Consider the following 13,004-nt stretch of genomic DNA (forward strand, 5'->3'; position numbering starts at 1 on the left):
CGCCGGAAATGTGACGGCATGAACAACAATAGCCCGCCCCTTCATTAAGGGGGCCACATTGGACGGCGATCTCTTCAGATATCGTTAACTTCAATAAGAAAAGCCGGTCTCCGCGGAGACCGGCCTCGATTAGATCACTTCACTCTGAGATCCTACCGTCTTTCGACGTGTTACCAGGACGGAATGACGACGCCCTTGAACGTGTCGAGCACGAACTGCTTCACCTCAGGGCTGTGATAGCTGTCGACCAGCGTCTTGACCCAGGCTGCATCCTTGTCCTTCGCGTTGATCGCGATGATGTTGATGTAAGGTGCCTTTTCGCCTTCCTTGGCGATCGTGTCCTTGGCCGGGTTGAGACCACCCTCGACCGCGAAGTTGGTGTTGATCACGGCCGCATCGACGTCATCGAGCGAACGCGGAAGCTGAGCTGCGTCGAGCTCGGCAAATTCGATCTTCTTCGGGTTTTCGGTGACGTCGGCCGGCGTTACCTTGAGGCCCTTGTCGGCATTGAGCTTGATGAGACCCTTGTCGGCCAGGATCAGCAGCGCGCGGCCGCCATTGGTCGGGTCGTTGGGGATCGAAACCGTAGCACCTTCCTTCAGTTCGTCGAGGCTCTTCACCTTCTTGGAATAGACACCCATCGGGAAGTTGACGGTTGTGCCGACGGCGATCAGGTCGAACTTGCGGTCGGTCACCTGATTGTCGAGATACGGCTTGTGCTGGAAGGAATTGGCCTGAAGCTCGCCATCAGCCAGCGCCTGGTTCGGGACGACATAGTCGGAGAATTCGAGGATATCGATGTTGAGGCCCTTGGGGGCTGCGATTTCCTTGACCTTTTCCATGATCTGCGCGTGCGGACCGGGCGTCACGCCGATCTTGATGTCTTCGGCAAAGGCCGATGCGGCAGTGAGCGCACTGAAGGCGGCCGCGAGAATGATGTTCTTCATGTCTGTCTCCTTGGATTTGAAAGAATGAATGGCTTGTTGTTGATCAGGTCTTGCGGTTGCGCCTGTCGAACCGTCGGGCCAGACTGTCGCCGGCGCTCTGGACCAGCTGAACCAGAACGATCAGCACCACGACGACGGCAAGCATGACTTCCGGCATGAAGCGCTGATAGCCGTAGCGGATCCCGAGATCGCCGAGACCACCGCCGCCGACCGCACCGACCATCGCCGAATAGCCGATCAGGCTGACCATGGTCATGGTGAGCGCGAGGATCAGGCCGGGCCGAGCTTCGGCCAGCAGCACCTTGAAGACGATCTGCATCGGCGAAGCCCCCATGGCGCGGGCCGCTTCGATCAGCCCGCTGTCGATCTCCCGGATGGCCGCCTCCACGAGACGCGCGAAGAACGGAATGGTGGCGATCGTCAGCGGCACGATCGCCGCATTGGTGCCGATCGAGGTCCCCGTGACCAACCGGGTAAACGGTATGATCGCAACGACCAGAATGATGAACGGCGTCGAGCGCGCGGCATTGACGATGAGGCCGATGACGCGGTTGGTCGCCGGTGCCGGAAACAGCTCGCCACGGCCGCTGGTGGCAAGAAAAATGCCGATCGGCAGCCCGATGGCCGAGCCGATCAAGCCGGCGATCGCCACCATCTGCAGCGTCTGGGTCAGCGCCTTGGTGAGAAGGTTGATGAGCATCTCAAGCGACATAGCCGAGCACCTCCGTCTTCAGGCCGGTCTCGGCATAGAATTGTTGCGCCCGCGCCATCACGGCCGGGTCGGCGGAATAGGAAACGACCAGCGATCCGAAAGGCTCGCCGGCGATCTCCTCGATCGCGCCCGCCAGAATGTTGACGTCGGCGCCCAGTTCGGCAACCAGACGTCCCGTCAGCGGCTTGAAAGCCGTGTCGCCGAAGAACACCAGCCGCACCAGCGCCCGGTCCCCCGCCGATGGTTGCCGTTTGATGCCGTTGCGCAGCCATTCCGGCAGGTTGAGCGAAGAGGCAAGCAGCGTGCGCGTCGTCTCGTGCCTGGGATCGGCATAGACCTCGAACGTGCGCCCGGCCTCGACGATGCGACCGGCATCGATCACCGCCACATGGCTGGCGACCGTTTTCACCACTTCCATTTCGTGCGTGATCAGAAGCACCGTCAGCCCGAGTTCGGCGTTGATGCGCTTCAGAAGATCAAGGATCGAATGCGTGGTCTCCGGATCGAGCGCCGAGGTGGCTTCGTCTGAGAGCAGCAGTTTCGGATCGGTCGCCAGCGCGCGGGCAATGCCGACGCGCTGCTTTTGCCCACCCGACAGCTCGGACGGGTAACGCCCGGCCTTGTCGCCGAGACCGACGAGATCGAGCAGAGGCCCGACCTTGGCCTTGATCGCCGCCTTGTCCACACCGGCAATCTCGAGCGGCAGCGCCACATTGTCGAACGCGGTTCGCGAGGACAGCAGATTGAAATGCTGGAAGATCATGCCGACCTGGCGGCGCAGCGAACGCAAACCATCTTCGCCGAGCCCGCCCACTTCGACGCCATCGACCACGACCGTGCCGGACGTCGCCTTTTCAAGCCCGTTGACCAGCCGGATCAGAGTCGACTTTCCGGCCCCGGATCGGCCGATGATACCGGCGATGGAGCCGCGGGCGACCGAAAAATCGATACCGTCGAGCGCGGTGAATTCGGGCTGCCCGGACGCACCGCCGAACCGCTTCACCACCTTTTCGAACGACACCATGGGCGCAGCATTCGCCACGTCAGGCGAAGCGGCATCGGCCACGGCAGTAACAAGTGTCATGATAAGCTCACACGTTCAGTCAGGTCATCCCGGCGACAAGGGTCGCCGTCTCAATTCATGCAGCCAGGCGGCACATTCGATGACAGGTGACTTTGCGGAGCATTCGATCGGCTTTCGATGAAGCCGGGAGGCCTCGTTATTGATGGCGCATCAATGCCCCGCCTGCGCCACATTTTACAGGGATGAGATTTCAAATTCGGCGAAAACGAGAAAAAATCTTCTACGCAGCGCAAAATTAAGCCGGTGCGTGGTTACCCTTGGGGAACTCTGCAGCCAGATCCCGATACCATTTGCCGCTCTGCTTGATCGTGCGAACCTGCGTCTGATAGTCGACATGGACGAGGCCGAACCGCATCTGATAGCCCTTGGCCCACTCGAAATTGTCCATCAGGCTCCACGCGAAATAGCCCTTCATCGGATAACCGTCGCGGGCGAGATCCGCGACGACGCCGAGATGTTCGACATAGTAGTCAAGCCGCATCGTGTCATCGATTGTGCCGTCGGCGCCAAGATCGGTATTGTCGCAGGCACCGTTTTCCGTGACGTAGCATTCCGGCAGGTCGTAGCGACGGTAGAGATCCTCGACCAGCAATTTCATGGCGGGCGCACAGATCTCCCAGCCGATATCGGTCACCGCCGTTTCGACGAAGGGCGCAGGCTGCGTTGCCGGGAATTCCGCACCCTCAGCGGTATCGGCAAGAACGCGCATCGGCGTGTAATAATTGAGGCCCCACCAGTCGAGTTTCTGGTTGATGACGGCAAGATCGCCGTCTTCCACTTTCGGCATCCGATCGCCAAGCGCCGACATCAGCGACGCCGGATATTCGCCCTTGAACACCGGGCCGAAAAAGGCGCCGTTGTGGAAGTCGAAGGCACGCTCGGCAGCAGCGCTATCTTCGGCGCTATCGGAACCCGCAATGACGGAATGTGCGTTGAGGACGAGACCAACAGGCACATTCGGCGTCACATGCCGGATCGCTTCGACCGCCAGTCCATGCGCGAGATTGGTGTGGTGCATGGCGGCAAGGGCCGCCTCCATGTTGCGCTCGCCCGGCGCATGCTCGCCGTAGAGGTGGCTCAGCCACACCGAGCACCACGGTTCGTTGAATGTCGCAACCGAATCCAGCCGGTCCCCAAGACGCGCCATCACCACCTTGGCGTAGCGCTGGAAGGCGTAGGCAGTCGATCGCGCGGCCCAGCCGCCGTCGCCCATCAGCGCCAGCGGCAGGTCCCAGTGATAGAGCGTCGCGAAGGCCTTGATGCCGCGCGCCTTCAATCCGTCGATCAGCTTGTCGTAGAAATCGAGCCCCTGCTCGTTGATCCGGCCGGTGCCCTCAGGAATGATCCGCGGCCACGCCAGCGAGAACCGGTAGGCGGAAACGCCCATGTCCGCGATCAGATCGAGATCCGCTTCCCAGCGATTGTAGTGATCGCAGGCGATATCGCCATTGTCGCGGTTGTGAACCCGCCCCGGCATGTTGGAAAACGCATCCCAAATGGACGGCTTCCTGCCATCCGCCTTGGTCGATCCCTCGATCTGGTAGGCCGCGGTCGCAACGCCAAACGTGAAGTCACCCGGGAAGCGGGCTGCGAGAATTTTGGGATCAGTCATGAGGATGCCGCCATATGGAGGTGCGACCGAGACAATGACCCCGGCCGTCATAGCAGCGACGTGTACCCAAATGCCCGCCCGTTGTACAGGTTTTGGAGCGCGAAAACCCGTTCAGCGCGACGAGCTCGTTCGCGATTATCGTCTTAAGTACGCTCTATACTATCTCTCATAGTGAAAACGGCACTGGATGATTTGAAGTTGCTGGGTGCTTCCTTTACCCGACACACAATACACCAGTCGATGCTCCCCAAGAATGCGCCTCGACCAGAACCCGGAGAGACTGCCCTTCAGCGGTTCCGGTTTTCCAAGCCCCTTGAAGGGCGATCTCTTCGTATCCCTGATCAGCTCGTTGATTTTCTCGACCATCGATTGATCGACGCTTTGCCAGTATTGGTACTCTTCCCAGGCGTTTCCCGTCCAGAGAAGGTTCATGTCAGAGAGTCGGGTCTTTTTCGATCAGCTCTTCTCCGCGAAGCTGCGCAATACTCTCGCGCAGCCGATCAGAATTCGCTGGAGTGGAAAGAAGGTGCAGAGTTTCCTGCATGCTCTCGTATTCGCCCTCAGCAATCAGAACCAACGCCTCTGACCCCTGACGCGTGACCAGCAAAGGAGCGCGAGAGGCGATCACGTTGTCGAAGTGGGTCGCAATGTTCTGCCTAAACTCGGTCAAACGAACGTGGGCCACAATGCTCTCCTCTCAGAATGTACATATATCTGTACAGATTGAATGGAAATGTCAATATTGGGCTCCTGACACTGGAGGTAGATCCGGCCGCGGCGAGGGTTCCAACGCCTATCCGGGTGCCGCCACCTCTTCCCCAGGCCCCTCATCCGGCTGCGTCCTGCGGACCCTTCTCTCCGCAGTTGGGGAGAAGGTCCTTTGCCGCACGCGCCTTGCCCCGATCGAGCCACGTCCCCTCTCCCCGTCTACGGGGAGAGGGTTAGGGTGAGGGGCAGACGCCGCCCACCAAGTCTTTACACCTTCACCCAAGCACCATTGTTCCGAGACGACTCCACGCAGGCCTCGACAAAGGCGACGCCCTTCACGCCGTCGTCGACGGTTGGATAGATAACCGCCTCGTCCAGTTTCGCGCCCGTCCGGTGGGCGTGAATTGCCAGTGCCGCCTCCGTGTAGATCGTTGCAAAGGCTTCGAGATAACCTTCCGGATGACCCGATGGAATGCGGGAGACACGCGCAGCAGCGGCGCCGGAACCGGCGCCATTGCGGGTGATCAGCCGCTTTTCTTGCCCGAACGGCGTGAACCACAGGTAGTTCGGATCGGCCTGCACCCATTCGATGCCGCCCTTGGTGCCGTAGACGCGGATTTTCAGGCCGTTCTCGTGGCCCGGCGCCACCTGGCTGCACCAGAGCATGCCCTTGGCCGGCTTCTCGCCGTGTCTTGCCGCGAAGCGCAGCATGACATGGGCATTGTCGTCGAGCCGGCGGCCCTCAACGAAACTGTCTAGATCCGCGGCAAGGCTATCGAGCGTCAAGCCGGTGATGAAGCAGGCAAGGTTATAGGCATGCGTGCCGATATCGCCGGTCGAGCCGCCGGCACCCGATTGGGCCGGATCGGTACGCCACACCGCCTGCTTGGCGCCGGTCTGTTCGACCGCCTCGGTCAGCCAGTCCTGCGGATATTCCGCCTGGACGATACGGATATCGCCGAGCACGCCACTCTCGACCATCTCGCGGGCCTGGCGCACCATCGGATAGCCGGTGTAATTGTGGGTGAGGATGAACAGTGCGCCGCTCTCGTCGGCTACCTGCTTCAGCGCCTTCGCGTCGGCAAGGTTGGAGGTCAGCGGCTTGTCGCAGATGACGTGGATACCGCGCTTGAGAAAAGCTTTGGCGGCATCGAAATGAACATGGTTCGGCGTGACGATCGACACCGCCTCGATGCCGTACTCACGCTCCGCCTCGCGGCTCGCCATCTCCTCATAGGAGCCGTAGGTTCGGTCCGTATCAAGCCCGAGTTCCCGCCCCGATGCCGCCGATTTCTCCGCCGTCGAGGAAAGCGCGCCGGCGACAAGCTCGAACCGGTCATCCAGCCGCGCCGCCATCCGGTGCACCGCGCCGATAAAGGCACCTGATCCGCCGCCGACCATGCCGAGCCGGATACGGGGTGCGCGTGTCTGTTCGTCCTTGGCTTCGATGGTCACGATGATGTCTCCTTGGAAATTCATTGCGGGGAAAGTCCCCTCTGGCCTGCAGGCCATCTCCCCCACAAGGGGGAGAGACCCCTCCGCAACGTCTCGGGTCATGACCGAAGGGTGCGGCAGGTTAAGCCCTCCCCTTGTGGGGAGGGGTTTCTATGAAAGCCCCAGCATCCGCCTGTTGGCCGCCTCGTCCGTGCCGCCGGCGGCAAAGTCGTCGAATGCATGTTCCGTCACGCGGATGATGTGGTGCTTGACGAATTCCGCGCCTTCGCGGGCTCCGTCTTCGGGATGCTTCAGGGCGCATTCCCATTCGACCACGGCCCAGCCGTCGAAATCATTGGCCGCCATCTTGGAAAAGATCGCGCCGAAATCCACCTGGCCGTCACCCGGCGAACGGAACCGTCCGGCCCGGTTCACCCAGCTCTGGAAGCCGCCGTAGACGCCCTGCCGCCCGGTCGGATTGAACTCCGCATCCTTGACATGGAACATCTTGATCCGGTCTCTGTAGATGTCGATATTGTCGAGATAATCCAGGCATTGCAGGATGTAGTGCGACGGATCGTAGAGCATGTTGGCGCGCGGATGGTTCTTCACCCGCTCCAGGAACATCTCGAACGTGACGCCGTCATGCAGGTCCTCGCCGGGATGGATCTCGTAACACACGTCGACGCCGTTTTCGTCCGCATGATCGAGGATCGGCGTCCAGCGGCGGGCAAGCTCGTCGAAGGCGGTCTCGACCAGACCGGCCGGGCGCTGCGGCCACGGATAGATGTAGGGCCAGGCGAGCGCGCCGGAAAAGGTGGCATGCGCCGTGATGCCGAGATGCTTCGAGGCTGTGATCGCCATCTTCACCTGCTCGACCGCCCATTCCTGACGTGCCTTCGGATTGCCGCGCACTTCCGGCGCAGCGAAGCCGTCGAAGGCGTCATCATAGGCCGGATGCACGGCGACCAGCTGCCCCTGAAGATGGGTGGACAATTCGGTCACTTCGACACCGTTCTGGCGGGCGACACCGGCGAACTCGTCGCAGTAATCCTTCGACGAGGCAGCTTGTCTGAGGTCGATCAGCTGGCCAGCCCAGGTCGGCACCTGCACACCGAGATAACCCTTGTCGGCCGCCCATTTGGTGATGCCGTCCCAGCTGTCGAACGGCGCCTTGTCTCCGGCAAACTGACCGAGAAAAATGCCCGGACCCTTGATCGTCTTCATGGTGTTTCCTTTCCGATATGCCGCCCTCGATGTCGGGCTCGGTGCGTTCCGCAAACTCTCCGGCATTCCTGTGCTTGTCACAGGAATCCAGTGACCCGATTTCCGTCGGGTCAGAGCAATTTTCTTCAGCCCAGCGACTTGGGCTGGCTTGAATCCCTGTCACGAGCACAGGGATGACGCGAGGAAAGAGGGCGTCTTGCGACAAACGCCCCCTCTCGCCTTGGTGATCTCAGAACGGCGAGTCGGCGAAGTAGAAGTTCTGCGCATTCTCCTTCGTCACCAGCGTGGCGTCGAGGATATAGTTGCCGCTGACCGGGACCTGATCGTAGAAGTTGGCCGCCGTCAGCTGCATGGCCGTTGCCACCATCGCCGGCGGATAGAGCACGTCGACCGGCATCATCTTGTCGCCGTCCATGACGCGCTTGATCATGTCCTTGGAGCCGGCACCACCAACGACATACTGAATGTCGGTGCGCTTGGCCTGCTCGATCGCCTCCAGCACACCGACGGCCATGTCGTCGTCCTGGCACCAGACCACGTCGATCTTCTGATGCTTGGTCAGGAAGTCCTGCATCACCTTGAAGGCGTCGTCGCGGCTCCAGTTGCCGTATTGGCGCTCCAGCACCTTCACCTTGGAACCGGCAATCCCCTTGTCGAAACCGTCCTGGCGCTGCTGGTCGATCGGGATCGGCAGGCCGCGGATCACGACGACCTGCGCTTCCGGCGTCTTCTCGGCGATATACTTTCCGGCCACTTCGCCAAGCGCCGGGTTGTTGCCGGCCACGTAGAGATTGCGGATGGTGTTGTCGTTGACCGATGGTGCACGGTCGACCAGCGCCACGAACTTGCCGTCGTCCTTCACCTGCTGGATCGCGGTGACCAGCTGATCCGGATCGCTCGGCAGGATGACGAGCGCATCGATGCCCTGTACCGCGAGATCCTGCACTGCGTTTGCCTGGCTCGCCGGATCCGCCGAAGTCTTCACGATGATGGTGAGCCCCTTGTGCTCGGCCATCAGAAGTTTCGCGACGCGTTCGGCATGGAACACCACGCCAGCCGTCCAGCCATGGTCGGCCGCCGGAATGGACACGCCGATCGTGACCTTCTTCGCCTCCTGTGCAAGCCCGAGGCTTGGTGCGGCGGCAACCGACGCTGCAAGACCTGCAACGCCGAGACCGAATGTTCTTCTATGCATGTTCTCTCTCCCAGAGTTTAAGGGGTCATCCTCCCGAAACCGGACCCGCCCCAGAGGCCCGGCCAAACCATTGGTCTCAGCGACCCGAAACCCCTCCCCGCCCTCCCCACAAGGGGGCGGGCTTAATCCAGCAGCTATCGCCAACACTCGATCGAGGCAGGCGACTGCGGCAAGTCTTCTCCCCCTTGTGGGAGATGGCCGGCAGGCCGGAGGGGATCCCGTAACCTCTTACTTTCGCATCAGCGACCTCTGCACCAGCATGGCGATGATGATGATCGCGCCCTGGATCGCCCCGATCAGATACTCCGACACGAAGTTCGACAGGATCATGATGTTGCCGACGATTTCCAGAATGAAGGCGCCGCAGATCGTGCCCCAGATGCGACCCACCCCGCCCCGAAGTGCCGTCCCGCCGACGACGACCGCGGTGATCGCCTGCAACTCCCACAGGATGCCTGTCGTCGCGGAAGTCGATCCCAGCCGCGGCACGTAGATCATGACAGCAACAGCCACGCAGAGCCCCTGCACCACATAGGCGATGGTGCGCACCTTGTTGACGGAGATGCCCGAATAGCGCGCCACTTCCTCGTTCGACCCGACGGCGATCACGTGCCGGCCGTAGCGGGTGCGGTAGAGCACGAAGGCTGCAAGTGCCGCCGTCACGAAGATCACGATGATCGGGATCGGCACGCCGAACACGTCGCCGAAATAGACCGGCCGGTAAAGCTGCTGCAACTGCCGGTCCTTGAGCGTGATCGCGCCGCCCTGGGAAAGCCAGGTCGTCAGGCCGCGATAGATGCCCATCGTGCCGAGCGTCGCGATAAACGGCTCGATCCGCCCGAGCGTGGTGATAAGCCCGTTCGCCAGCCCGCAGGCAGCCCCCAGAACCAGCGCCACCGCCATGCCGGCCATCAGCATCAGCATCGGATCTGCAATCACGCCGGAATTCATGAACAGGATCATCAGGCTCGCGACAAAGGCGACCATCGCTCCGACCGAGAGATCCAGTCCCCCGGCCGAAATCACATAGGTCGCCCCAAGCGCGATCACCGCGATAAAGGCGCTGCGGGTGATGACATTGGTGAGGTTGGCCAGCGACACGAAATTCGGGTTGGCGAAATAGCCGAGCACCAGAAGCAGCGCCAGCGCCACAAACGGCGCGATGGCCGCCATGTCCAAGTCGCGCGAAGTCTTCGGCGCCTTCGTCTCGGTTACGACCGCACTCATGCCGCCTCCCCCGCGCCGACATTGACACCGGTTGCAAGCTGGACGATCTCGTTTTCCGTCATGTGGTCTCCCTGAACTTCGCCGACGATCCGGCCGCCGCGCATCACCAGGATGCGGTCGCAGATGCCGATCAGCTCCGGCATTTCGGAAGAGACGACGATGATCGAGCGCCCTTCCGCAGCCAGAGCGGCGATGAATTTGTAGATCTGTTCCTTGTTGCCGATATCGATGCCGCGCGTCGGCTCGTCGATGATGACGACCTGCGGATCGAGCAGCATCATCTTGGCAAGCAGCAGCTTCTGCTGGTTGCCGCCGGAAAGCTGTCCCGCGAGGATCGTCTTCGTGCCGGTGCGAATGTCGAAATCCTCGATCGCCTTGTCGAGCGCCTGCGCTTCCCGCTTGCGATCGATCTGCAGGCCGCGGATGAACTTGCCGAGCGAGGCGAGCGTCAGGTTTACGGTGAGGTCCTTGGTCAAGAGCAAGCCCTTGCCCTTGCGATCCTCGGAGAGATAGGCGACGCCCGCCTTGAGGCTCGAATGTACGTCGGTAAACTGAACCGGCCGGCCCCGCAGCGTCACCTTGCCCTTGGCCGGTCGAAGCCCGACAAGCCCTTCCATGAGCTCCGTGCGACCGGCGCCGATCAGTCCGGCAAAGCCGAGGATTTCGCCCTTGTGCAGGGTGAAACCGGCATTGCGGGCATAGCCCGGCACGTCGAAGCCTTTAACCTCGAGCACCGTTTCGGGCGCGATGGCCGCCTGCCGGTCCGGATAGAGCTTTGCCACGTCGCGACCCACCATCAGCCGCGCCATGTCGGCCGGTTCCAGCTCGCTTGTCGGGTGCGAAGCGACCAGCCGCCCGTCGCGCAGCACCGTCACGCGGTCGGCGATCTCCTTTACCTCCGGCAGCCGGTGCGAGATGTAGAGCACGCCGACGCCCTTGGCGCGGATATCGGTGATGACCTTCAACAGCGCTTCGGTTTCGTGCGGCGTCAGCGAAGCCGTCGGTTCGTCGAAGATGACGATGCGATGCGGCACCAGCAGGACCCGCGCGATCTGCACCAGCTGGCGCTGCGCGATCGAAAGCCGCGAGACGATGGTCTCGGGATCGATATCGGCGCCCAGATCGCGGATCGCCTCTGCGGCGCCCGTGTTCATCGCACGGTCGTCAAGCGCGATGCCCTTTCGAACCTCGCGTCCGAGATAGATGTTCTGCGACACCGTCAGATCCGGTGCGAGAAGGATCTCCTGATGCACCAGCACGATGCCGTGTTTTTCCGCATGGACCGGCCCCGAAAAGCTGACGACCTGTCCGTCGATCGCAAGTTCGCCGCTTGTCGGCTGATGGTTGCCGGCAAGGATCTTCATCAATGTGGATTTGCCGGCGCCGTTTTCGCCGATGATCGCGTGGACCTCTCCGGCACGAACAGTGAGCTCGATATCCTTGAGGACTTCGACAATGCCGAACGTCTTTGAAAGGCCGCGCGCATCGAGCAGAGGCGCAGCCGTATGCCCGGGCGCATCAACCATGCACCGGCCTCAAAATCAGAAGCGTCGTGAAGCAGCCGCAACGCGGCACGCCCACAACACCTGCCTCCTCGCAAGTGGTGTGATGCACTGAAATTCCTCCCTGAATTTCAGGCTATCGAAGAATTTGAGGTACGTAAAGCAGTTTCAGCTCATGAGCTTCGTTCACATTCGCGACACCACCGGAAGTGGCGTTAGCGGCCGCGATAGACGAATTCAGGGGGCTCGGCGCGGCTGTCGATTTCCGCCTGCTCGACCAGAAGGCCCCGCAGCGGCGACAGGATGCAGACCGGGTCGGTGGTGGCGGCATCGCCGGCGAGAGCCATCGCCTGGCAGCGGCAACCGCCGAAATCGACGCCCTTGCGATCGCAGGACCGGCAGAGGTCCGGCATCCAGCTATCGCCCCTGTAGGCGTTGAAGGCCTGGCTGTCATACCAGATGTCGGTCAGCGACATGTCGCGCACAGTCTCGAAGTTGAGCGACGGAATGCTTTCGGCCGCATGGCAGGGCAGAACCTTGCCCGATGGCGTCACATTGAGGCCGGTGCGTCCCCAGCCGCCCATGCAGGCCTTCGGAAAGGTCGAATGGTGATCGGCCGGCACATAATCGATGACGATGATGCCTTCCAGCCGTTTGCGGGCTTCTTCGACGAACGCATTGGCGTGCAGCACCTGTTCCTTGGTCGGCATCAGCGCCTTGCGGTTCTTCTCGGCCCAGCCGTGAAACTGCACGGTGGCAATCTCGATGCGGCGCGCGCCGAGTTCGACGGCGAGATCGAGCATGGCGCCCAGCTCGTCCATGTTCTGCTTGTGGCAGACGGCATTGACGGTGAGCGGAATGCCGGCCGCATGCGTCCACTCGGCCACCGCAATCTTGCGATCGTAACCGCCTTTGTAACCACCCACCTTGTCGGCCAGAACAGGCGTCGCGCCCTGGATCGAGAGCTGCAGATGGTCGAGCCCGGCTGCGGACAGCTCGGCGATGCGCTTCTCGTTGAGGCCGATGCCGGACGTGATCAGGTTGGTATAGAGCCCGGCCTTGGCGGCAGCCGCCGTCAGCTCCACCAGATCGCGCCGCGATGCCGGTTCGCCGCCCGAGAGATGCAGGTGCAGCACGCCAAGCGCTGCTGCCTCCTGAAACACCCGGATCCATTCCTGCGTGGAAAGCTCGGTGCTGATCCCTTCGAGCTCCAGCGGATTGGAGCAATAGGGGCAGGCCAGCGGACAGCGATGCGTCAGCTCCGCAAGCATGGCGATCGGTGCCGGGACACGGATACGACCCGTCACGCCGTCCCGGTCGGTCCATTCGCTCGTTCTGTCGGTGGTCTTCGCACTT

Annotated in this window: 12 protein-coding genes; all 12 read right to left on the reverse strand. The window is 61.8% G+C overall.

Going from position 1 to position 13,004, the window contains the following annotated elements; translation table 11 throughout:
* Nucleotides 1–170 precede the first annotated feature (170 nt).
* Complete coding sequence (locus tag IFT66_RS11535) at nt 171–947, reverse strand: MetQ/NlpA family ABC transporter substrate-binding protein (protein WP_062461166.1); 777 nt, start codon at nt 945–947, stop codon at nt 171–173.
* A gap of 43 nt (nt 948–990) precedes the next feature.
* A complete protein-coding gene (locus IFT66_RS11540) occupies nt 991–1,659 on the reverse strand; it encodes a methionine ABC transporter permease (protein WP_192077670.1) in 669 nt (222 codons plus the stop codon).
* The gene (locus IFT66_RS11545) at nt 1,649–2,683 is read right to left on the reverse strand and encodes a methionine ABC transporter ATP-binding protein (protein ID WP_113167550.1); all 1,035 of its coding nucleotides are present in this window, start codon (nt 2,681–2,683) and stop codon (nt 1,649–1,651) included. Before IFT66_RS11545 ends, IFT66_RS11540 begins: the two co-directional genes overlap by 11 nt.
* A 295-nt stretch (nt 2,684–2,978) precedes the next feature.
* Entirely contained in the window at nt 2,979–4,355 is a 1,377-nt protein-coding gene (locus IFT66_RS11550) for a GH1 family beta-glucosidase (RefSeq protein ID WP_192077671.1), read from the reverse strand.
* A 159-nt stretch (nt 4,356–4,514) separates the two neighbouring features.
* Nucleotides 4,515–4,787 (reverse strand): Txe/YoeB family addiction module toxin, encoded by a 273-nt coding sequence (locus tag IFT66_RS11555; RefSeq protein WP_062461172.1) that lies wholly within the window; start codon nt 4,785–4,787, stop codon nt 4,515–4,517.
* Between the two features lies 1 nt (nt 4,788).
* Nucleotides 4,789–5,040: a type II toxin-antitoxin system Phd/YefM family antitoxin gene (locus IFT66_RS11560; RefSeq protein WP_092659709.1), complete on the reverse strand. Its 252-nt coding sequence runs from the start codon at nt 5,038–5,040 to the stop codon at nt 4,789–4,791.
* A 290-nt stretch (nt 5,041–5,330) separates the two neighbouring features.
* Nucleotides 5,331–6,518, reverse strand: a complete 1,188-nt coding sequence (locus IFT66_RS11565; protein WP_192077672.1) for a Gfo/Idh/MocA family protein — start codon at nt 6,516–6,518, stop codon at nt 5,331–5,333.
* Between the two features lie 150 nt (nt 6,519–6,668).
* A complete protein-coding gene (locus IFT66_RS11570) occupies nt 6,669–7,724 on the reverse strand; it encodes a sugar phosphate isomerase/epimerase family protein (protein WP_192077673.1) in 1,056 nt (351 codons plus the stop codon).
* Between the two features lie 229 nt (nt 7,725–7,953).
* Nucleotides 7,954–8,919 (reverse strand): substrate-binding domain-containing protein, encoded by a 966-nt coding sequence (locus IFT66_RS11575; protein WP_192077674.1) that lies wholly within the window; start codon nt 8,917–8,919, stop codon nt 7,954–7,956.
* A 228-nt stretch (nt 8,920–9,147) separates the two neighbouring features.
* Nucleotides 9,148–10,146 carry an ABC transporter permease gene (locus tag IFT66_RS11580; RefSeq protein ID WP_192077675.1) on the reverse strand — a complete coding sequence of 333 codons (999 nt, stop codon included), beginning with the start codon at nt 10,144–10,146 and terminating at the stop codon, nt 9,148–9,150.
* Nucleotides 10,143–11,672, reverse strand: a complete 1,530-nt coding sequence (locus IFT66_RS11585; protein ID WP_192077676.1) for a sugar ABC transporter ATP-binding protein — start codon at nt 11,670–11,672, stop codon at nt 10,143–10,145. The genes IFT66_RS11580 and IFT66_RS11585 overlap by 4 nt, the downstream gene beginning before the upstream one ends.
* A 191-nt stretch (nt 11,673–11,863) precedes the next feature.
* Nucleotides 11,864–12,955, reverse strand: a complete 1,092-nt coding sequence (gene pqqE, locus IFT66_RS11590; protein ID WP_342344774.1) for a pyrroloquinoline quinone biosynthesis protein PqqE — start codon at nt 12,953–12,955, stop codon at nt 11,864–11,866.
* Nucleotides 12,956–13,004 lie beyond the last annotated feature (49 nt).

Source organism: Rhizobium sp. CFBP 13726 (assembly GCF_014841925.1).
Lineage (GTDB): Bacteria > Pseudomonadota > Alphaproteobacteria > Rhizobiales > Rhizobiaceae > Neorhizobium > Neorhizobium soli.